The organism is Brenneria alni (assembly GCF_003666245.1).
Taxonomy (GTDB): domain Bacteria; phylum Pseudomonadota; class Gammaproteobacteria; order Enterobacterales; family Enterobacteriaceae; genus Brenneria; species Brenneria alni.
Window position 1 is genome coordinate 115,480 of record NZ_MJLZ01000003.1, and the last position, 19,709, is coordinate 135,188.

Annotated in this window: 23 protein-coding genes; 12 read left to right on the top strand and 11 right to left on the bottom strand. The window is 51.4% G+C overall.

What is annotated here, in order from left to right; translation table 11 throughout:
• Window positions 1-31: 31 nt before the first annotated feature.
• The 6 genes from lptB to BIY29_RS02725 form a co-directional block, all read right to left on the bottom strand.
• Window positions 32-757 (bottom strand): LPS export ABC transporter ATP-binding protein, encoded by a 726-nt coding sequence (gene lptB / locus BIY29_RS02700; RefSeq protein ID WP_121573527.1) that lies wholly within the window; start codon window positions 755-757, stop codon window positions 32-34.
• A gap of 3 nt (window positions 758-760) precedes the next feature.
• Window positions 761-1,333 carry a lipopolysaccharide ABC transporter substrate-binding protein LptA gene (lptA, locus tag BIY29_RS02705; protein ID WP_121573529.1) on the bottom strand — a complete coding sequence of 191 codons (573 nt, stop codon included), beginning with the start codon at window positions 1,331-1,333 and terminating at the stop codon, window positions 761-763.
• Window positions 1,314-1,880 (bottom strand): LPS export ABC transporter periplasmic protein LptC, encoded by a 567-nt coding sequence (gene lptC / locus BIY29_RS02710; RefSeq protein WP_121573531.1) that lies wholly within the window; start codon window positions 1,878-1,880, stop codon window positions 1,314-1,316. Before lptC ends, lptA begins: the two co-directional genes overlap by 20 nt.
• Entirely contained in the window at window positions 1,877-2,443 is a 567-nt protein-coding gene (kdsC, locus tag BIY29_RS02715; RefSeq protein ID WP_121573533.1) for a 3-deoxy-manno-octulosonate-8-phosphatase KdsC, read from the bottom strand. Before kdsC ends, lptC begins: the two co-directional genes overlap by 4 nt.
• A 75-nt stretch (window positions 2,444-2,518) precedes the next feature.
• Window positions 2,519-3,505, bottom strand: a complete 987-nt coding sequence (gene kdsD / locus BIY29_RS02720) for an arabinose-5-phosphate isomerase KdsD (RefSeq protein ID WP_121573535.1) — start codon at window positions 3,503-3,505, stop codon at window positions 2,519-2,521.
• 54 nt (window positions 3,506-3,559) lie between these two features.
• On the bottom strand, window positions 3,560-4,525 hold the full coding sequence (locus BIY29_RS02725; protein ID WP_121573537.1) for a calcium/sodium antiporter: 966 nt from the start codon (window positions 4,523-4,525) through the stop codon (window positions 3,560-3,562).
• 294 nt (window positions 4,526-4,819) lie between these two features.
• Between BIY29_RS02725 and mlaF the strand changes: the two genes are divergently transcribed.
• The 7 genes from mlaF to murA all read left to right on the top strand — a co-directional run bounded on the left by mlaF (window position 4,820) and on the right by murA (window position 9,652).
• On the top strand, window positions 4,820-5,635 hold the full coding sequence (gene mlaF / locus BIY29_RS02730) for a phospholipid ABC transporter ATP-binding protein MlaF (protein ID WP_121573539.1): 816 nt from the start codon (window positions 4,820-4,822) through the stop codon (window positions 5,633-5,635).
• A gap of 7 nt (window positions 5,636-5,642) precedes the next feature.
• Window positions 5,643-6,425 (top strand): lipid asymmetry maintenance ABC transporter permease subunit MlaE, encoded by a 783-nt coding sequence (gene mlaE / locus BIY29_RS02735; protein WP_121573541.1) that lies wholly within the window; start codon window positions 5,643-5,645, stop codon window positions 6,423-6,425.
• Window positions 6,426-6,429: 4 nt separating this feature from the next.
• Window positions 6,430-6,996, top strand: a complete 567-nt coding sequence (gene mlaD / locus BIY29_RS02740) for an outer membrane lipid asymmetry maintenance protein MlaD (protein WP_121573543.1) — start codon at window positions 6,430-6,432, stop codon at window positions 6,994-6,996.
• 12 nt (window positions 6,997-7,008) lie between these two features.
• The gene (mlaC, locus tag BIY29_RS02745; protein ID WP_121573545.1) at window positions 7,009-7,638 is read left to right on the top strand and encodes a phospholipid-binding protein MlaC; all 630 of its coding nucleotides are present in this window, start codon (window positions 7,009-7,011) and stop codon (window positions 7,636-7,638) included.
• 14 nt (window positions 7,639-7,652) lie between these two features.
• On the top strand, window positions 7,653-7,955 hold the full coding sequence (mlaB, locus tag BIY29_RS02750) for a lipid asymmetry maintenance protein MlaB (RefSeq protein WP_121573547.1): 303 nt from the start codon (window positions 7,653-7,655) through the stop codon (window positions 7,953-7,955).
• A gap of 123 nt (window positions 7,956-8,078) precedes the next feature.
• Window positions 8,079-8,333, top strand: a complete 255-nt coding sequence (gene ibaG, locus BIY29_RS02755) for a BolA family iron metabolism protein IbaG (RefSeq protein ID WP_121573549.1) — start codon at window positions 8,079-8,081, stop codon at window positions 8,331-8,333.
• 56 nt (window positions 8,334-8,389) lie between these two features.
• Window positions 8,390-9,652, top strand: coding sequence for a UDP-N-acetylglucosamine 1-carboxyvinyltransferase (murA, locus tag BIY29_RS02760; protein ID WP_121573551.1), 1,263 nt, complete (start codon window positions 8,390-8,392; stop codon window positions 9,650-9,652).
• Between the two features lie 65 nt (window positions 9,653-9,717).
• Here the strand turns inward: murA and degS are convergent, their stop codons facing one another.
• The 3 genes from degS to zapG all read right to left on the bottom strand — a co-directional run bounded on the left by degS (window position 9,718) and on the right by zapG (window position 13,031).
• Window positions 9,718-10,809: an outer membrane-stress sensor serine endopeptidase DegS gene (degS, locus tag BIY29_RS02765; protein ID WP_121573553.1), complete on the bottom strand. Its 1,092-nt coding sequence runs from the start codon at window positions 10,807-10,809 to the stop codon at window positions 9,718-9,720.
• Between the two features lie 236 nt (window positions 10,810-11,045).
• The gene (gene degQ, locus BIY29_RS02770; protein ID WP_121573555.1) at window positions 11,046-12,416 is read right to left on the bottom strand and encodes a serine endoprotease DegQ; all 1,371 of its coding nucleotides are present in this window, start codon (window positions 12,414-12,416) and stop codon (window positions 11,046-11,048) included.
• Window positions 12,417-12,626: 210 nt separating this feature from the next.
• Complete coding sequence (zapG, locus tag BIY29_RS02775) at window positions 12,627-13,031, bottom strand: Z-ring associated protein ZapG (RefSeq protein ID WP_121573557.1); 405 nt, start codon at window positions 13,029-13,031, stop codon at window positions 12,627-12,629.
• A 221-nt stretch (window positions 13,032-13,252) separates the two neighbouring features.
• Here zapG and zapE point away from each other — a divergent pair, with 221 nt between their 5' ends.
• The 5 genes from zapE (at window position 13,253) to sspB (ending at window position 17,024) form a co-directional block, all read left to right on the top strand.
• Window positions 13,253-14,383 carry a cell division protein ZapE gene (gene zapE / locus BIY29_RS02780; protein WP_121573559.1) on the top strand — a complete coding sequence of 377 codons (1,131 nt, stop codon included), beginning with the start codon at window positions 13,253-13,255 and terminating at the stop codon, window positions 14,381-14,383.
• 233 nt (window positions 14,384-14,616) lie between these two features.
• Window positions 14,617-15,045 (top strand): 50S ribosomal protein L13, encoded by a 429-nt coding sequence (gene rplM, locus BIY29_RS02785; RefSeq protein ID WP_121573560.1) that lies wholly within the window; start codon window positions 14,617-14,619, stop codon window positions 15,043-15,045.
• 15 nt (window positions 15,046-15,060) lie between these two features.
• Window positions 15,061-15,453, top strand: coding sequence for a 30S ribosomal protein S9 (gene rpsI / locus BIY29_RS02790; RefSeq protein ID WP_011091939.1), 393 nt, complete (start codon window positions 15,061-15,063; stop codon window positions 15,451-15,453).
• 423 nt (window positions 15,454-15,876) lie between these two features.
• Window positions 15,877-16,518 (top strand): stringent starvation protein SspA, encoded by a 642-nt coding sequence (gene sspA / locus BIY29_RS02795; protein WP_121573562.1) that lies wholly within the window; start codon window positions 15,877-15,879, stop codon window positions 16,516-16,518.
• Between the two features lie 5 nt (window positions 16,519-16,523).
• Window positions 16,524-17,024: a ClpXP protease specificity-enhancing factor gene (gene sspB / locus BIY29_RS02800; protein ID WP_121573564.1), complete on the top strand. Its 501-nt coding sequence runs from the start codon at window positions 16,524-16,526 to the stop codon at window positions 17,022-17,024.
• 327 nt (window positions 17,025-17,351) lie between these two features.
• Here sspB and BIY29_RS02810 read toward each other — a convergent pair whose 3' ends face one another.
• Both BIY29_RS02810 and BIY29_RS02815 read right to left on the bottom strand, forming a co-directional pair.
• Window positions 17,352-18,125 carry a (S)-acetoin forming diacetyl reductase gene (locus BIY29_RS02810; protein WP_121573568.1) on the bottom strand — a complete coding sequence of 258 codons (774 nt, stop codon included), beginning with the start codon at window positions 18,123-18,125 and terminating at the stop codon, window positions 17,352-17,354.
• Window positions 18,126-18,284: 159 nt separating this feature from the next.
• Entirely contained in the window at window positions 18,285-19,703 is a 1,419-nt protein-coding gene (locus tag BIY29_RS02815) for a glutamate synthase small subunit (protein ID WP_121573570.1), read from the bottom strand.
• Window positions 19,704-19,709: the final 6 nt, after the last annotated feature.

The following is a 19,709-nucleotide window of genomic DNA, read 5'->3' on the forward strand; positions in this document are numbered from 1 at the left end:
TATAAATCGTTCAATGAAAAACCCTACCCTATCAGAGTCGGAAGCCTTCGCCCAGATAGACGCGTTTTACCTGTTCATCGGCCAGTATCTCTGTGGGTGAACCGTGAGCGATGAGCTGCCCCTGACTGACGATATAGGCACGCTCACAGACATCCAGCGTTTCACGGACGTTATGATCGGTAATCAACACGCCCAGCCCGCTATCACGCAGATGTTCGATTATTTTTTTGATATCAATCACCGAAATGGGATCGACACCGGCAAAAGGTTCATCCAGCAGGATGAATTTAGGATTCGCCGCCAATGCGCGGGCAATTTCCACCCGGCGTCTCTCCCCACCGGAGAGCGATTGTCCCAGACTATCGCGCAAATGAATAATATGGAATTCTTCCATCAGTTCGTTAGCGCGGTCTTCTTGCTGCTCCGGGGTCAGATCCTTACGGATCTGCAACACCGCCATCAGATTGTCATACACGGTTAACCGGCGAAAGATCGAGGCTTCCTGCGGCAAATAGCCGATACCCCTAAGTGCGCGATCGTGAAGAGGAAGCAGGCTGATGTCTTCCTCATCAATTATGATCCGCCCTTCATCAAGCGGGACAATCCCCACAACCATATAAAAAGTGGTGGTTTTCCCGGCGCCGTTAGGCCCCAAAAGGCCGACAATTTCACCTGAATTGACGGTCAGGCTGACATTTTCCACGACCTTACGGCCTTTATACGCTTTAGCCAGATTTTCTGCGATTAATGTTGCCATAAGTTATTCAGTGACTCGTGGTTGCGGTTGTTGAGCAGGGGAGGGTTGCCCCTTGCTCTCTTTCTGCTGAAGTTGCGAGGGGACTAAGACCGTGGTAACACGTTTGCCTTTGTCGCTGAACGCTTCCATCTGCTGCTGTTTCACCAGATAGGTGATACGGTCGCCTTTTATATTGCTGTCCATCTGTTCCAGATAGGCATTACCGGTCAGCACCAAAAAGTCATTGGCCAATTCGTAACGGATTTTTTGGGCATGGCCTTTCATTGGCTTGCCGTTGTCCTGCATTTGGTAAAACGTGACCGGGTTGCCGTAGCCTTCGATCACTTCGCTGCCTTGTTCACCCTGCGGACGCGTCACGACCACCTTATCAGCTTTAACCTCAATGGTTCCCTGCTTTACCACCACGTTTCCGGTGAAAGTCACCGTGTTGCCTTGCATATCAAGGGATTGCTGGGCTGAATCGATGTGAATGGGCTGGTTGCTGTCCCCTGTTACGGCTAAGGCCGGAACGCTAACGGCTAACAGCGAACTGGCGAGCAGGGCATGACGCATCGGGTTATTTGTTTTGAATTTCATAAGAGGTTTTTACCTTTTCGATCAACTCGGCTGTTTTTTCACGCAGATTACCACGCATTTTCATCCCGTTAGAGGTAAAGCTGGCGCCATACAGGGTGACTTCATCGTCGGAGGTGACGTCCTGCGTAACCAGATTTACCTGGGCATTGTCCGTTTTTATCCGCTCCAACTGCGAGTCATTGGTCAGACTGTTGACCTCGACATGACCGTACAGATAGAGCATTTTGTCTTTGGTCAGCTTGGCGCGATCGGCGCGAACTGACCAGGTGGCCGAACCTTGTTCATTAAACAATGTGGCGACGGGCTTGGTGAACCAACTAAGCTGTTCGTCATTGAAATACTCCGCTGCGTCTGAATCCAGCCGGTAACTCAGTTTCCCGGCGGGGCTGTAAACCTGCGTGGTGGTTTTTTCACTGGTGTAAATAGGCACCGCATTACTCTGGTTATCTGACGCTGGCGCATCGTCATGATCGGCTAAATTCCAGCCGATCATGACGAGCGCCAACAGTGCCAGCAAGGCTGTCAACCAACGCCTGGTTTTACTCATATCGACAACCCTTTGGCATGTTCCAGCTTATTCTGTGAGAGCAGAATTAAATCGCAAAGTTCACGTACTGCGCCCCGCCCACCCGCGATACGTGTTACATAGTCCGCCCGTGGCAACAGCAACGGGTGTGCATCAGCAACCGCAACGCTCAAGCCCACCCGCGCCATAACCGGCCAGTCGATCAGATCATCACCGATATAGGCCACCTGGCCGGCGGTCACCGACAGTTTATCCAACAGGTCGTTGAAGGCTAAAAGCTTGTCCGATTGACCCTGATAAAGATGAGCGATCCCCAATGTTTTACAACGATCAACCAGCATATTGGCCGAGCGACCGGTAATAATGGCGACCTCAATACCGGACGTCAGCATACAGCGGATGCCGTAGCCATCCCGCACGTTAAACGTTTTCAGTTCCTCGCCCTGATTACCCATGTAAATCAGGCCATCAGACAGTACGCCATCAACGTCACAGATTAACAGGCGAACGTTACGGGCTTTATCCAGTATCTGTTGCTCGACAGGCCCGTAACAGGTATCGGTTTGCGCCCTGGTTTCACTCATTCACGTTTATCCTTGGTTCTCTTACCCTACCGTATTTGGCGACGGGTGCGGTATTTGTTACACCGCAATGATTGATCACACTACGCCGGCGCGCAGCATATCGTGCATGTGAACGATGCCGATCAGTCGATCATTCTCCGCGACCAGCAACGATGTAATATGGCGTGACTGCATCAGGTTCAGGGCATCTACCGCCAGCGTTTGTGGTGTGACGCGGATGCCGCCTGCGGTCATCACATCAGCAATGCGGGCGCTGTTCAAGTCAATCTTCATGTCGAAAATCCGGCGCAGGTCGCCATCGGTGAAGATACCCTGGATTTTCATGTCTGCGTCGCAGATTACCGTCATCCCTAAATTTTTGCGCGTAATTTCCAATAGCGCGTCACGCAGGGAGGCATCATGGGAGACGTGTGGGATCTCATCGCCCGAATGCATGATATCGCTGACGCGCAGCAGAAGTTTGCGACCCAGCGCGCCACCGGGGTGGGATAAGGCAAAATCTTCAGCGGTGAAGCCACGTGCCTGTAATAACGCGACAGCCAGCGCATCACCCATGACCAGTGTCGCCGTGGTGCTGCTGGTCGGCGCCAGCCCAAGCGGGCAGGCTTCCTGCGGGACATGAACACACAGGTGAATATCGGCGGCTTTTCCCATCGTGCTCTCGGGGTTGCCTGTCATACAAATCAGGAAAACGTTCAGACGTTTGAGCACCGGGATCAGCGATAGAATCTCATGAGATTCGCCAGAGTTGGAAATGGCGATCACGATATCGTGCGGCGTGACCATGCCCAGATCGCCGTGGCTTGCTTCTCCGGGGTGAACAAAGAACGCTGGTGTACCGGTACTGGCAAAGGTGGCGGCCATTTTACAACCGATATGACCGGATTTCCCCATTCCCATCACCACGACTTTCCCCCGACAGTGGAATATTTTTTCACACGCCTGGGTGAAATTATCGTCAATGTACCGGTCGAGCTGCGACAGTCCGTCACGTTCAATGTTCAGTACCTGCTTGCCAGCCTGCTGGAAATCAAAACCGGGTTGTAGTTTAAAATGTGACATACCTGGATAGTCCTGCTTATTTTGATGTTCTGATTAATGGTTTGGACGTTCTGGTTAAGAAAACAACAACAACACCGAAAGATAGGCAATAAAAGCGCATAACAAAAGTGCGCCAGCGCCTTGCCCGATGCGGCGTTTGCTGCCGAGACAAAACGCAGTCAACAGTGCGCTGGCCCCCAGCATGACCCAATAATCGCGTTGGAATGCGAGTGGGTTGAGTGCGCCCGGAGATAGCAGTGCCGGCACGCCCAGAACGATCACGATATTAAAAATATTTGAGCCAATGAGATTGCCCAGCGCAATATCATCTTCTTTTTTCAGTGTGCCAACAATCGCGGTTGCCAGTTCTGGCAGGCTGGTGCCAATTGCCAGAACAGTCAAGCCGATGGTCAGTTCGCTGAGATTAAAATGGCGGGCTATCACGGTGGCATTGTCGATCACCATGCGGGCGGCCATAGGTAAAATAATCAAGCCGAGGATGAGCCATAGAATGGCCACCATCTGGTTGCCGTCTTCCTGCGGCAATTCGGCCAGTTGCTCTTGGGCCAGGCTATCGACGCCCTCGTGCTGCGCCTGTCGTGTCATTCTGAGCACCAGCAGCATAAACAGCCCGGCGGCGATCAGCAGTATCACGCCGTCAGCGCGGCTCAGATAACTATCGTGCAGTAAAAAGCCGCACAACACGGTGACCAGAAGCATGGGCGGGAATTCCCGGCGTAACAGTTTGGAATGAACCGTCAAAGGGCGAATCAGCGCAGCACTGCCGAGGATTAACAGAATATTCGCAATATTGGAGCCAAGAACGTTCCCGACCGCCATATCGATCTGATTGTTGAACGCGGCTGTAACAGAGACAATCAGTTCGGGCAGGGAAGTACCGACACCTACGATAGTGATGCCGATAATCAGCGGCGGTATAGCCAAAAAACGTGCGAGAACCGCTGCGCCATAGACCAGTCGATCGGCGCCATAGACCAGTAGTACTAAACCAACAATCAAGAGTACTGTCGCAAAAAGCATTCAGCTTCCTTTATTCAGGTATAATCATCGATTAATCAACTGGTCGTTCTGGATGAGTTTTGAACGAAAAAGGCGTTTTCATTATTAGCGCTAATTCTGACTGCGTGAGGCGGAAAAGTAAAACCTGTGGCGATTTTGTTCCGCTTCTTTGGACAAGAACATAGCGTAATTTTTTGTAAAACTCGCATTTTGCATGGGGTAGCCGTTAGGCTTTATACATGAGTTCGCATTACAGCTATTCGTTAAAAACAGACGATCATATGCAACACGCTGATCGGTAAGGAATATAAGATAATGGGCCATAACGTTACCAATCTGGTTGAAATTCGCGGCCTGAGCTTTAGTCGCGGGAAACGACAGATTTTTACAGATATCACGCTGAAAGTCCCCAAAGGTAAAATCACCGCGATTATGGGGCCTTCAGGTATTGGTAAAACCACGCTGCTGCGTTTGATAGGCGGCCAGTTGCAGCCTGATAGTGGCGAAATCTGGTTTGATGGCGATAATATTCCAAGTCTTTCACGTGCTGATCTGTATGACGCCCGCAAGAAAATGAGCATGTTGTTTCAATCCGGTGCGTTATTTACCGACTTGAATGTGTTTGATAATGTCGCCTGGCCGCTGCGTGAGCACAGCCGTTTGCCGGAGCCGCTGTTACACAGCACGGTTATGATGAAGCTGGAAGCCGTGGGGTTGCGCGGGGCCGCAGAACTCATGCCCGCAGAACTTTCCGGGGGCATGGCGCGGCGTGCGGCGCTGGCGCGGGCGATTGCGCTTGATCCGCAACTGATTATGTTTGATGAACCCTTTGTCGGGCAGGATCCGATAACTATGGGAACGCTGGTGAAACTGATTGATGAACTGAATCACGCATTGGGGGTCACTTGTATTGTTGTTTCCCATGATGTGCCGGAAGTAATGAGTATTGCCGATTATGCTTACATTGTTGCCGAACAGCATGTGGTGGCTGAAGGAACGGCGGCTCAATTGCAAACCAACGGCGACTCCCGCGTACGCCAGTTTCTGGATGGTATTGCCGATGGGCCAGTCCCTTTCCGTTTCCCGGCGGGTGATTATAAAACCGCGCTGTTAGGTTCAGCAGGGAGTTAACTAATTCATGTTATTACAGGCATTGGCGTCGTTCGGACGTCAGGGAATTTCTACCTGTGCTTCTTTTGGCCGTGCCGGACTGATGCTGTTTAATGCGTTAGTGGGCAAGCCTGAATTCAGGAAACAGTGGCCGCTACTGCTGAAACAGCTTTACAGCCTGGGAGTGCAGTCGCTGTTGATTATTATGGTGTCCGGCCTGTTTATCGGTATGGTTCTGGGGTTGCAGGGTTATCTGGTACTGACGACCTATAGCGCCGAAGCCAGCCTGGGGATGATGGTTGCCCTGTCGCTGCTGCGTGAACTCGGTCCGGTGGTAACGGCATTGTTGTTTGCCGGTCGCGCAGGGTCGGCTTTGACAGCGGAGATCGGTCTGATGAAGGCCACCGAGCAACTATCCAGCATGGAAATGATGGCGGTCGATCCGCTGCGGCGCGTGGTGGCCCCGCGTTTTTGGGCCGGGTTAATCAGTATGCCGCTGTTGGCGATCATCTTTGTCGCTGTTGGTATCTGGGGCGGGTCGTTGGTCGGCGTTGACTGGAAAGGCATAGACAGCGGGTTTTTCTGGTCGGCCATGCAGGGCGCCGTTGAGTGGCGGCAGGATCTGCTGAACTGTGTGATTAAAAGTATCGTGTTCGCCATTACCGTGACCTGGATTGCACTCTTTAATGGTTATGATGCGATCCCTACTTCAGAAGGGATCAGCCGTGCGACGACCCGTACCGTGGTGCATTCATCATTAGCGGTATTGGGGTTGGATTTTGTGCTGACAGCACTGATGTTTGGGAACTGAGTCGATGCAAACGAAGAAAAATGAAATCTGGGTTGGCGCATTTATGCTGATTGCGCTGTGCGCCATTATCTTTTTGTGTCTGAAAGTGGCCGATATCAAGTCAATCGGTAATGAGCCAACGTATCGTTTGTACGCGACGTTTGACAATATTGGCGGACTTAAGACCCGTTCGCCGATCAGAATCGGCGGCGTGGTGATTGGCAGGGTGGCGGATATTTCGCTGGATGAGAAAACCTACCTTCCTCGCGTGGCGATAGATATTCAGCAGCGTTACGACCATATTCCAGATACCAGTTCGCTGGCAATCCGTACGTCCGGTCTGTTGGGTGAACAGTATCTGGCACTGAATGTCGGTTTTGAAGACGAAGAGATGGGGACCTCAATATTGAAAGACGGCGGCGTCATTCAGGACACCAAGTCAGCCATGGTGCTGGAAGATCTCATCGGCCAATTCTTATATAAGAGCGGCAGCAATAGCGAGGATAATGCCGGTCAGGGGAGTGCTGCACCGGCAACGGATCCTACGGTAACACCGGAGCCGCAGAGCCAACCTGTTACTTCACATCCATAAGAGGATAGCTGTATGTTTAAACGTTTACTGATGGTGGCTTTGCTGGTGGTTGCACCTTTGGCCAGCGCCGCGGATCAAACCAACCCATATCGTTTGATGAGTGAAGCGGCGGAGAAAACCTTTAGCCGCTTGAAAACTGAGCAGCCACGGATCAGACAAAACCCGGATTATCTGCGTAGCGTCGTGCGTGAAGAGCTTCTGCCATATGTACAGGTCAGGTATGCCGGGGCGTTGGTGCTTGGCCGTTATTATAAAGATGCGACTCCCGCCCAGCGTGATGCTTATTTCAAAGCATTTGAAGCCTATCTGGAACAGGCATATGGTCAGGCTTTGGCGTTATATCACGGGCAAACCTATCAGATAGCACCCGACCAGCCGTTGGGGAATGCCGATATTATTGCTATTCGCGTGACGATTATCGATAACGGTGGTCGTCCGCCGGTTCGGCTTGATTTTCAGTGGCGTAAAAATAGTCAATCCGGCAACTGGCAGGCTTATGACATGATTGCGGAAGGCGTAAGTATGATTACCACCAAGCAGAATGAATGGGCGGCGACATTGCGTCAGAAAGGCGTTGACGGCCTGACCCAGCAGTTAGACGCCGCCGCAAAACAGCCTATTACGTTGGATAAGCAAAACTAATCTGGGTAAGAAAAATGGTTAATGCACTGAACTGGCAGTCGCAGCAATCGACATTGGTTTTATCGGGCGCGTTGGATCGTGAAACGTTGCTGCCACTCTGGCAGCAACGCGGCATGTTACTGGCAGATAAAACATCGCTGGATGTGTCTGGGCTAACCCGTGTTGATTCTGCCGGCCTGGCTTTGCTGATTCACTTCTATCACCAGCAGTCGCAGAAAGGCGTCGAACTGGGCATTACCGGGGCAGGCGATCGGTTAAAAACGCTGATAGCATTGTATAACCTGAATGAAATCATCCCGGTGTCTCAGGCAGAATAGTTTGCATTTGAACGATCCCCCGTTTGCCTCAGGCTTAGGGGGATTTCTTTGTTTAAGATAGCGCCTTATTCATCTAAGATACCACCCTGTTTATCATTCCCCCTGGCATAGAAATCGAGAGCAATGGAAAATAATGAAATTAAAGATGTGCTGATGAAAGAATTGGCACTGGAGGAAGCCCATGTATCCGGCGATGGCAGCCACTTTCAGGTTATTGTTGTGGGTGAGTTGTTCGCCGGAATGAGTCGGGTGAAGAAACAGCAGGCCGTTTATGCGCCTTTGGCGGAGTATATCGCGGATAACCGTATTCACGCCCTGTCGATCAAAGCCTATACGCCGGAAGAATGGCAGCGAGACCGCAAGCTTAACGGTTTTTAAGCCAGCGGTTATGTGACGTCGCAATATTGAATTTGAAACATTGAGAAACAGCAACTATGGATAAATTTCGTGTGCAGGGGCCAACCCGGCTCACTGGTGAAGTCACTATTTCCGGGGCCAAAAATGCTGCTCTGCCCATCCTGTTTGCTGCCTTGCTCGCTGAAGAGCCGGTAGAGATCCAGAATGTGCCGAAGCTGCGGGACATTGATACAACAATGAAATTACTCGGCCAACTGGGGGCGCGTGTCGAACGTAATGGTTCGGTACATGTTGACGCCAGTGCGGTGAACGTGTTTTGTGCGCCTTACGATTTGGTGAAAACCATGCGTGCTTCCATTTGGGCGCTGGGGCCGCTGGTGGCGCGTTTTGGGCAAGGTCAGGTTTCATTACCGGGTGGATGCGCCATCGGTGCGCGCCCGGTTGATTTGCATATCAACGGCCTTGAACAGTTGGGGGCGGAAATCACGCTGGAAGAAGGCTATGTTAAAGCCTCCGTGAATGGTCGTCTGAAAGGTGCGCACATCGTCATGGATAAGGTCAGCGTGGGGGCCACGGTGACGATCATGAGTGCAGCGACGCTGGCTGAAGGGACTACCATCATTGAAAACGCCGCCCGTGAGCCGGAAATTGTCGATACGGCAAACTTCCTGAATACGCTGGGTGCGAAAATCAGCGGCGCGGGTAGTGATAAAATCACCATTGAAGGCGTCGCGCGCTTGGGGGGCGGGGTATACTGTGTCCTGCCAGACCGTATAGAAACCGGAACGTTTCTTGTCGCGGCTGCGATTTCCGGCGGCAAAGTGGTTTGTCGTCATACCCGCCCAGAAACGCTGGATGCGGTGCTGGCGAAGCTGCGTGAAGCGGGTGCGGATATAGAAACCGGCGAGGATTGGATAAGCCTTGATATGCACGGTCAGCGCCCGAAAGCGGTCACTCTCCGTACCGCGCCGCATCCCGGCTTCCCGACAGACATGCAGGCGCAGTTCAGCTTACTGAACCTGGTGGCGGAAGGGACGGGGGTTATCACCGAAACGATTTTTGAAAACCGTTTTATGCACGTACCGGAGCTGATCCGCATGGGGGCGCAGGCAGAAATCGAAAGTAATACGGTGATTTGTCACGGGGTGGAAAAGTTGTCCGGCGCGCAGGTGATGGCGACGGACTTGCGCGCATCGGCCAGTCTGGTGCTGGCTGGCTGTATTGCCGACGGCGTGACGGTCGTTGATCGTATCTATCATATTGACCGTGGTTACGAGCGTATTGAAGAAAAGCTACGTGCGCTGGGCGCCAATATCGAACGTGTGAAAGAAAGCGAATAATCAATGCACACCGGGTGGGTTGACTACCCGGCTTCGATTTATTCTCGCAGCGCTATCTGGCGATATCAGTTAACCGGAAACTCCTGAATAGTCATATTCAACGTTATCGATTTTTTATCGCGTTCGATGGTGATGGGGATCATGGTTCCCGGACGCAATTCCGCCACCTGATCCATGGTTTCGATAACGGAGCGGGTAGGCTTGTTGTCGACGCTCAACAGAATATCATCAATCTGAATACCGGCTTTATCCGCAGGCCCTCCTGGGTCGACCGTTTTGACCAGAATTCCGCTTAATCTTCCCTGCTCAATACCTTTGCTGTCTATATTTTCCATTTGTATACCGTTGATACCGATATAACCACGGATTACACGGCCATCACGGATGAGCTTGCCCATCACTTTGGTTGCCAGTGCGACGGGGATGGCGAAGCTGATGCCCTCCGGTGTTTCTCCGTCGCTGCTTTTATCAAAAGACAAGGTATTAATGCCGACCAACTCGCCCAGCGTATTAACCAAAGCGCCACCTGAGTTGCCCCGGTTAATGGATGCATCGGTTTGCAGGAGGTTTTGACGACCATTCTGGCGGTTATCCTGCCCAGCGGCACTAAGCCCGACACGGCCCGTGGCACTGATAATTCCCTGCGTGATGGTTTGTCCCAGATTATAAGGGTTGCCGATGGCCATCACTACATCACCGATACGAGCGGTTCGATCCGGGTTAATCGGAATAACGGGTAAATTGATACCGTCGATCCGCAGTACGGCCAGGTCGGTCAGACTATCTGAACCAACGACCATTGCCTCATAGAGCCGTCCATCCTGAAGTGCAACCAATATCTGTTGTGCGTTATTAATGACGTGCCTGTTGGTCAGAATATAACCTTTGTCATTCATAATAACGCCAGAGCCGAGGGTTCGGATGTTGAGTTCATTTTGCTGCGCTGGATTAGGAACACGGTTATAGACATTTACTACTGCGGGAGCCGCACGGCGAACGCCCTGATAGTAACTTAACGGCGCATCGTCGGAGGCTTTATCATTACTCTCATTGTTGTTAAACAATGGCGTATTTGAGCGCAGTATGGGAAGTGCCACCAGCAGAAGGCCAGCAACGATCACCCCAAGCAGCGCAGAACGAAATAACTTAACAAACATGAGCGTGTTTTACTGTAAAAAAGGAATATGGTAGTGAGAATATCATGAGATGAATGGACACCGCATAGTGCAGTGCCCGATTTTTTATGGCGAACGTCCTGTTCGCCACCCTCCGGGCCGTCGCAAGCGACGTTAAAAAACGCTCCCGACGTTTTTTTATGGCGAACGTCCTGTTCGCCACCCTCCGGGCCGTCATGAGGCGGTGTTTTTTAAAGGTGGAGCACCGCTTTCGGCATTTAACGCAACAGCAGATAAATCGTTTCGTCGCCACGGACAATGTTTAGCGCCAGAACGGAAGGTTTCGTTTCCAGAATCTTACGCAACTGGGTAATGTTTTCTACCCGCTCACGATTCACGCCGATGATGATATCCCCTTTCTGCAACCCAATCTGAGCCGCCGGTGAATCTTTGGCGACGTTATCAATTTGTATGCCTTTACTGCCGTCTTTCAACTGGCCGTTGGTCAGGGATGCGCCTTGTAGCGCAGGGGTCAGGGTTTCCGCGCTGGTGGTAGAGGTGGCGCTGTTATCCAGGACGACGGAGACTTCCTGTTGCTTGCCTTCACGCAGTAAGCCGATTTTCACGGTTTTACCGGGAGCGGTTGTGCCTATCTTAGCCCGCAACTCGGCAAAACTGCTGATAGGTTTTCCGTCCAGTGAGGTGAGGACATCACCTGCCTTGATACCCGCTTTTGCTGCGGCGGATTTCGGCAGCACTTCACTGACGAATGCGCCGCGCTGGGCATCAACCTTGAAGGCTTTCGCCATCTCGGACGTCATCTCACTGCCTTTAATGCCCAGGACACCGCGTTTCACCTCACCAAACTCGACCAATTGCTGGGCCAGGTTTTGCGCCATATTGCTGGGAATGGCAAAGCCGATACCGATATTTCCGCCCCCTGGGGCCAGGATAGCGGTATTAATGCCGATCAGTTCACCATTAAGGTTTACTAATGCGCCCCCGGAGTTTCCACGGTTGATCGAGGCATCTGTCTGAATGAAATTTTCCAGCCCTTCGAGATTCAGCCCGCTGCGACCCAGCGCCGAGATAATACCGGATGTTGCTGTTTGCCCCAGTCCAAAGGGATTACCCACGGCAACGGCAAAATCGCCGACGCGCAACTGATCAGAGTCCGCCATTTTAATTTCAACCAGATTTTTGGCATCGATCAACTGGAGCAAAGCAATATCGCTCTGTTCGTCACGGCCAATCAATTTTGCCTCGTATTCGCGCCCGTCGTTCAGTTGTACGCGAATTTTATCTGCATTATTAATGACGTGATTATTGGTTAGGACATAACTTTTTGCGGCGCTGATGATGACGCCAGACCCTAACCCTTCAAAGGGGCGGGAGCTTTGTTTATCTGTTGGAAAGTTGGGGCCGAAAAAGAACTTAAATTCTTCGGGTACGCGCTGGCGCTGTACCTGTGTGCCCTCGATATGCACGCTGACTACCGCGGGTAAGACTTTTTCCAGCATCGGCGCCAGACTGGGAAGCTGCTGCCCCTGAACTACCGCAGGCAACGCGGCATTAGCCGCCGGAAACGATAACAGGGTTAAGCTTATGCTCATCGCCAGTGCACTAAATAATAAAGATTTTTTCTTCATTGTTGATTAACTCTCTCACGACCTGCGGATGAATAAAATGATGATATATAAACTTAAACACATGGTGAAGAGTCAGACTGGCAATCAGTGTGTAAAGTTCACTGGTGTTTCGTCAGTAGATTGTAACTATAGCTTACGCAGCCGACTTTTATGGGAAGGAACAACACGGAAAACGTGAGGCCGGATTATGCCTCACGCAATAAGCAGTATTTATTTGCGGATCGGTTTCTCGCCACGCAGCAGGCCGGATGCGCCATCAGAGTAGTCTCGCGGCGGCATATCAACCGGAGCCTGATCGTTATCCGATTCGGCTTCCGTTAAGCGGTATTTAAACGGATTATCCTGACCGGGAACATCGGGCAGTAAGCTACTGGAGCTTTTTGCCATATGCTGGTAAAGCTGACGGTAATCACTCGCCATGTTGTCCAGTAACTCCGCGCTACGGGCAAAGTGCCCGACCAGCTCATGACGATACTCGTCCAGTTCTGCTTTGCTTTTCTCCAGTTCTTGCTGTAATACCTGTTGTTGCCGCAGTTTACGATTGCCAAAACGCATGGCGACAGCACCAATGATAATACCGACGACTAAACCAATCAGCGCATACTCCCAGGTCATAATGACTCCTATTTTGACTTCGTTGTTCCGTAGAGTTTTTCACTTAATAATAGTCACTATAACCGCTAACCTTGTCTTAGTGGAATCCTGAAGCGTGATGACTTCGGGGCATGTTGACTCATATCTGGCATCAAGGTAGTTAACTGCTACGATTACGGCTCATATCGACGACAACGCGCAGCAAAACACCATTAAATTTTTTCTCAGGGATTGCGATCATTATGCAGCAAACAACACCGTTGGCGCTTTACCAACAAGCATTGTCAGCCGGGGATTATCAAGCTGACGACGTACAGCATCAAACCGTGACGCGGTTAGAAACTATCCATCAGGCATTATACGAGCGCACGGCGCATTCCACCGATGTTTCGGCAGGGAGGTTGGGGAAGTGGCGATCGTGGCTGGGGTTAAGTAATAAAAGTATATCGGTTCCCGTTCAGGGTCTATACATGTGGGGCGGTGTGGGACGCGGCAAAACCTGGCTGATGGATCTGTTTTTCCACAGTCTGCCAACTGAACGAAAATTACGGCTGCACTTTCATCGTTTTATGCTGCGGGTGCATGAGGAACTGAACCAGCTACAGGGGCAGGAAAACCCATTGGAAAAGGTCGCCGATGGGTTTAAAGCCGAAACGGATGTGCTGTGTTTTGATGAATTTTTTGTCGCTGACATTACGGATGCCATGCTGTTGGCCGAGCTGCTGCGTGCGCTGTTTTCCCGTGGAATTACGCTGGTGGCGACGTCTAACATTTCGCCGGACGAACTATATCGTAACGGCCTACAGCGGGCGCGTTTTCTACCCGCGATTGAACTGATTAAGCAGCATTGTGACGTGTGCAATGTCGATGCAGGTATTGATTATCGTTTACGCACACTGACGCAGGCTCATCTTTATCTGACCCCGCTTAACGCACAGACTGAAGCGGCGATGCGGCAGATGTTTACCCGTTTGTCGGGGCAGCAATGGGCGACGCCGGGGCCGATCCTTGAGATAAATCACCACCCATTGCCAACGCTCGGTGCGAGTGAAGGCGTGCTTGCCATCGATTTTTCTACGCTGTGTACGCAAGCGCGCAGTCAGAATGATTACATTGCACTTTCCCGTCTTTACCACAGCGTGTTGCTACACAATGTTACGGTCATGGGAAGCGCAGAGGAGAACACCGCCCGTCGTTTTCTGGCGTTGATCGATGAGTTTTACGAGCGCCGGATTAAACTGATTATCTCTGCGCAAGTACCTATGCTTGAGATTTATCAGGGAGAGCACCTGAAGTTTGAATACCAGCGTTGTTTATCACGTCTACAGGAGATGCAGAGCGAGGAGTATTTACTCCAGCCGCATTTAGTGTAAAAAATAGCGGCTTTTCTGGCCTGGCTAAGAAAAAAGGTCGATCTTTAGTAGCGACTTCTCTATAATCCTGCGACCCCACGTTACAACAAAGTTTTTTTCCCAAAAACTTTATAGTGCCGGCAATGGCTATTCGAAGGGGTAGGTTTGCTGGACTTGATGGTCGTGTGAGCCTCAACTGTTTTTGAGCGTTTGGGTGTTCACCTGCGTGTAACTAATTATTGGGTAAGCTTTTAATGAAAACTTTTACAGCTAAACCAGAAACCGTAAAACGCGACTGGTACGTTGTTGACGCGAGCGGTAAGACCTTAGGTCGCCTCGCAACTGAACTGGCTAGTCGTCTACGCGGCAAGCATAAAGCGGAATACACTCCGCACGTTGATACGGGTGATTACATCATCGTTCTGAACGCCGACAAAGTTGCCGTAACCGGTAACAAGCGTTCTGACAAGATTTATTACCATCACACCGGCCACATCGGTGGTATCAAACAAGCGACCTTTGAAGAGATGATTGCCCGCCGTCCTGAGCGCGTGATTGAAATCGCGGTTAAAGGAATGCTGCCGAAGGGCCCGCTGGGTCGTGCCATGTTCCGTAAGCTGAAAGTTTACGCGGGCACCGAGCACAATCACGCGGCACAGCAACCGCAAGTTCTGGACATTTAATCGGGATTATAGGCAATGGCTGAAAATCAATACTACGGCACTGGTCGCCGCAAAAGCTCCGCCGCTCGCGTATTTATCAAACCGGGCAGTGGCAATATCGTTATCAACCAGCGTAGTCTGGAACAGTACTTCGGTCGTGAAACTGCCCGCATGGTAGTTCGTCAGCCGCTGGAACTGGTCGACATGGTTGGTAAATTCGATCTGTACATCACTGTTAAGGGTGGTGGTATCTCCGGTCAGGCTGGTGCGATCCGTCACGGTATTACCCGTGCGCTGATGGAGTATGATGAGTCCCTGCGTGGCGAACTGCGTAAAGCAGGCTTCGTTACCCGTGACGCTCGTCAGGTTGAACGTAAGAAAGTCGGTCTGCGTAAAGCACGTCGTCGTCCTCAGTTCTCCAAGCGTTAATTTCCTTGCTGCTTTGCAGCGGAATCAATGCGGAAAACCCGGTGCTCGTCACCGGGTTTTTTATGGCGGGCTATCCTGTCCGCCACCTTACGGGCCGTCATGGTATGCCGTTGAAAGACGCTCCAGCCCGCTATCCTTCGGATCGTCGATTTACGACGTTAAAAATTTTCCCCGGAAATTTTTTCTGTCCAAAAGACTATTTTTGTTGAAATAATAATCTTTATTTTCTGGATGTTAACGATGAAATTGCGCGTACATCCCCACAAAACGAACAAAATCTGATAAACTATTTGCCAATTTTATGCCTGTTTTCCAGCAAGTCGCTTTTCCCGATATCGGGTGACAAAAACGCAGAATATGGGTTCGCAGGATAATAGCAGATCGGTTATTCGCCGTATTTTCTCGATAAACTTGGAGGTTTTCATGGCTGTCGCTGCCAACAAACGTTCGGTAATGACGCTGTTTTCTGGTCCGTCCGACATTTTTAGCCATCAGGTCCGCATTGTACTGGCGGAAAAAGGTGTGAGTGTCGAGATTGAGCAGGTGGACATGGATAATCTGCCGCAGGATCTTATTGATCTCAATCCTTATGGTTCAGTTCCGACGCTAGTTGACAGGGAACTGACGCTCTATGAATCTCGTATTATCATGGAGTATCTGGATGAACGTTTTCCTCATCCGCCACTTATGCCTGTGTATCCGGTGGCGCGTGGTAATAGTCGTCTGATGATGCACCGTATTGAAAACGACTGGTACTCTCTGCTAAAGAGAATCATGCAGGGCAGTGCTCAGGAAGCGGATAGCGCTCGTAAACAACTGCGTGAAGAGCTGTTGGCGATTGCCCCCGTCTTCAACGAAGCGCCCTACTTTATGAGCGAAGAGTTCAGCCTGGTAGATTGTTATCTGGCCCCTCTGTTATGGCGTTTGCCGCAGTTAGGGATTGAATTAAGCGGTTCTGGTGCGAAAGAATTGAAAGGCTACATGACACGCGTATTTGAGCGTGACGCGTTCCTGGCTTCCCTGACGGAAACCGAACGTGAAATGCGTTTGCAAACCAGAGGTTAAACAACATGGCGTTGTCTCAACTGTCTCCGCGTCGTCCGTATTTATTACGGGCCTTTTATGACTGGTTACTGGATAACCAATTGACGCCTCATCTGGTGGTCGATATCACTCTGCCGGATGTCATGGTGCCGATGGAGTTTGCCCGCGACGGGCAGATTGTGCTGAATATCGCCCCCCGTGCTGTTGGTGGCCTTGAGTTAGCTGATGACAGCGTTCGTTTTAACGCCCGCTTTGGCGGCGTACCACGCCAGGTTTATGTTCCTATGGCGGCAGTGTTGGCTATTTACGCCCGTGAAAATGGTGCTGGCACGATGTTTGAGCCGGAACCTGCTTATGAGTCAGCGCGGGAATTTGAAGATTTTCAGGATGAAAATGTCACATCCAACACGGTGATGTCGATTGTCGATAATAATCCGCCAGTCGTGACGGATGAAGACGCTAATCCTGATGACGATCCGCCGCAGCCTCCCAAGGGGGGAAGACCCTCATTACGGGTCGTTAAATAAATTATCACACTTGTATGAGGGCACAATTTATTGTGCCTTGAGGTTGCTGACAAAGTCGCTTGTAAGCCTGAGATACACGGGCCTAGCGTACCGAGGGGCGCTCCGGCGGCTTACGCCGCTTCGACCCCTCAGCGCGCTCTCCCTAATAAGGAACTTTGTCAATGGTCTGAAGGCACAATCTATTGTGCCTTTTTTATAGGCGTGATGAGAGGCTATACGCGGGCTTCGGTGCAATGGGATGAATACGGAGGGGGCATCAAGCGCTTTCTTTGAGGTAATAACCGGGCCTCTGATGCCCGGTTGTGGGTAGGGTATGTCGTTAAGCGATTAACTAAATACCATACCGCCATCGATCAATAAGGACTGTCCCGTCATGTAGTCGGAATCGGGACCTGCCAGATAAGATACGCAAGCAGCAACGTCTTCCGGTTCTGAGAGGCGTCCCAGCGTGATGCGTTTTGCAAATTCGGCGGTGCCGTAGCCCGGCGCTTTGCCCGCTGTTTCGGAAATTTTACGGTCAATCTCTTCCCACATCGGCGTTTTTACAATTCCAGGGCAGTAACCGTTTACTGTAATACCCAGCGGGGCTAAGTCGCGAGCGGCAGTCTGTGTCAGGCCGCGAACGGCAAATTTGCTCGAGCTGTAGACCGCAAGTTCAGGGTTACCCACATGGCCGGCCTGAGAACAGGCGTTAATGATCTTACCGCCGTGGTTAAGGGATTTAAAAGCCTTGACGGCGGCCTGGATCCCCCAGATAACGCCTTTAACATTGATGTTGTACACCCGGTCAACAATTTCCGGGGTAATGTCTTCAATGAGCGTAGTGGGGGCAATCCCGGCGTTACTGACGATGACGTTGAAGTCGCCGAATTTTTGCTGGGTTTCTGTGACTGCGGCAAAAACAGCGTCCCGATCTGAAACGTCAGCCTGAATCGCAATAGCCTGACCACCAGACTGCCCGATTTCCTCCGCCACGCTACGGGCGGTATCCGCATTGTAGTCGACTGCGGCGATGGCAAAGCCGTCTTTTGCCAATCTAAGCGCAATAGCGCGGCCAATCCCCTGACCTGCGCCAGTAACAAGCGCTACTTTAACTGTCATGTTATCTCCTAATGTTAAATTACTACTAATATCAACGTGCAAGCACGTATCAATACTAGACGCTAAGAGAAATTGTGCCAGGCAGAAGGGGGACATTAGCCGAGATTATCAGGAGCGAACGATATGCCTGGACCGAAACGGCGGTCCAGGCGGAGGGGATTAGACTTCCAGGAAGTCGACAATGCCTTCGGCGGCTTTGCGGCCTTCGGCAATGGCGGTAACCACCAGGTCCGAGCCGCGCACGGCATCACCACCGGCAAAGATTTTCGGGTTGCTGGTCTGAAACGCATTGTTACTGTTTTCAGGGGCGATGATGCGACCCTGGCTATCCAGTTCAACGCCGTGTTCCGCCAGCCACGCCATCTTATGCGGACGGAAACCGAACGCCATAATCACTGCATCCGCTTCCAGCACGTGCTCTGAACCTTCAACAATCTCAGGACGACGGCGACCGTTGGCATCGGGCGCGCCCAACTCTGTGCGTGCCATTCTTACGCCGCAGACTTTGCCAGCGCCATTGATTTCAATGCTCAGAGGTTGCAGGTTGAATTTGAATTCTACCCCTTCCTCACGCGCATTTTTCACTTCGCGTTTAGAACCCGGCATGTTTTCTTCATCACGGCGATAGGCACAGGTAACGTGCGTAGCACCCTGACGAACCGAGGTACGCATACAGTCCATCGCGGTATCGCCACCACCCAGCACCACAACCCGCTTACCTTGCATAGTGATGTAAGGTTCTTCGTGTGATGCTTCGAAGCCCATCAGTTGCTTGGTGTTGGCGATCAGGAACGGAAGGGCGTCATAGACGCCTGGCGCGTCTTCGTTTTCCAGCCCGCCACGCATGGATTGATAGGTTCCCACACCGAGGAATACGGAGTCATATTCATCCAGCAGTTCTTTCATCTGGATGTCTTTACCCACTTCGGTATTCAGACGGAATTCGATACCCATGCCGCTGAAGATTTCGCGGCGTTTAATCATGACTTCTTTTTCCAGCTTGAAAGCCGGGATGCCGAAAGTCAGCAAGCCGCCAATCTCAGGATGACGATCAAACACCACTGCCTGTACGCCATTACGCGCCAGTACGTCAGCACAGGCCAGCCCGGCTGGTCCGGCGCCGATAATCGCCACGCGTTTACCGGTTGGCATAACGCTGGACATATCCGGCTTCCAGCCCATTTCCAGCGCTTTATCATTGATATAGCGTTCAATATTACCAATGGTGACGGCGCCAAATTCGTCATTCAGCGTACAAGACCCTTCACATAGGCGATCCTGTGGGCAAACTCGGCCACATACCTCCGGCAGACTGTTGGTCTGGTGGGATAGCTCTGCCGCTTCGATGATGCGGCCTTCATTCGCCAGCTTCAGCCAGTTGGGGATGTAGTTATGAACCGGGCATTTCCATTCGCAGTATGGATTACCACAAGACAGGCAACGATCGGCCTGTGCCTTGGACTGACTTTCTGAGAACGGCTCGTAAATCTCAACAAATTCAATTTTACGAATTTTCAGCGGCTTTTTGGGCGGATCAACGCGCTGTAAGTCGATAAACTGATAAACATTCTGACTCATGATGAC

Coding starts and splice junctions, on each gene's coding strand:
- lptB (WP_121573527.1), bottom strand. CDS start 757: ATGGCAACATTAATCGCAGAAAATCTGGCTAAAGCGTATAAAGGCCGT.
- lptA (WP_121573529.1), bottom strand. CDS start 1,333: ATGAAATTCAAAACAAATAACCCGATGCGTCATGCCCTGCTCGCCAGT.
- lptC (WP_121573531.1), bottom strand. CDS start 1,880: ATGAGTAAAACCAGGCGTTGGTTGACAGCCTTGCTGGCACTGTTGGCG.
- kdsC (WP_121573533.1), bottom strand. CDS start 2,443: ATGAGTGAAACCAGGGCGCAAACCGATACCTGTTACGGGCCTGTCGAG.
- kdsD (WP_121573535.1), bottom strand. CDS start 3,505: ATGTCACATTTTAAACTACAACCCGGTTTTGATTTCCAGCAGGCTGGC.
- BIY29_RS02725 (WP_121573537.1), bottom strand. CDS start 4,525: ATGCTTTTTGCGACAGTACTCTTGATTGTTGGTTTAGTACTACTGGTC.
- mlaF (WP_121573539.1), top strand. CDS start 4,820: ATGGGCCATAACGTTACCAATCTGGTTGAAATTCGCGGCCTGAGCTTT.
- mlaE (WP_121573541.1), top strand. CDS start 5,643: ATGTTATTACAGGCATTGGCGTCGTTCGGACGTCAGGGAATTTCTACC.
- mlaD (WP_121573543.1), top strand. CDS start 6,430: ATGCAAACGAAGAAAAATGAAATCTGGGTTGGCGCATTTATGCTGATT.
- mlaC (WP_121573545.1), top strand. CDS start 7,009: ATGTTTAAACGTTTACTGATGGTGGCTTTGCTGGTGGTTGCACCTTTG.
- mlaB (WP_121573547.1), top strand. CDS start 7,653: ATGGTTAATGCACTGAACTGGCAGTCGCAGCAATCGACATTGGTTTTA.
- ibaG (WP_121573549.1), top strand. CDS start 8,079: ATGGAAAATAATGAAATTAAAGATGTGCTGATGAAAGAATTGGCACTG.
- murA (WP_121573551.1), top strand. CDS start 8,390: ATGGATAAATTTCGTGTGCAGGGGCCAACCCGGCTCACTGGTGAAGTC.
- degS (WP_121573553.1), bottom strand. CDS start 10,809: ATGTTTGTTAAGTTATTTCGTTCTGCGCTGCTTGGGGTGATCGTTGCT.
- degQ (WP_121573555.1), bottom strand. CDS start 12,416: ATGAAGAAAAAATCTTTATTATTTAGTGCACTGGCGATGAGCATAAGC.
- zapG (WP_121573557.1), bottom strand. CDS start 13,031: ATGACCTGGGAGTATGCGCTGATTGGTTTAGTCGTCGGTATTATCATT.
- zapE (WP_121573559.1), top strand. CDS start 13,253: ATGCAGCAAACAACACCGTTGGCGCTTTACCAACAAGCATTGTCAGCC.
- rplM (WP_121573560.1), top strand. CDS start 14,617: ATGAAAACTTTTACAGCTAAACCAGAAACCGTAAAACGCGACTGGTAC.
- rpsI (WP_011091939.1), top strand. CDS start 15,061: ATGGCTGAAAATCAATACTACGGCACTGGTCGCCGCAAAAGCTCCGCC.
- sspA (WP_121573562.1), top strand. CDS start 15,877: ATGGCTGTCGCTGCCAACAAACGTTCGGTAATGACGCTGTTTTCTGGT.
- sspB (WP_121573564.1), top strand. CDS start 16,524: ATGGCGTTGTCTCAACTGTCTCCGCGTCGTCCGTATTTATTACGGGCC.
- BIY29_RS02810 (WP_121573568.1), bottom strand. CDS start 18,125: ATGACAGTTAAAGTAGCGCTTGTTACTGGCGCAGGTCAGGGGATTGGC.
- BIY29_RS02815 (WP_121573570.1), bottom strand. CDS start 19,703: ATGAGTCAGAATGTTTATCAGTTTATCGACTTACAGCGCGTTGATCCG.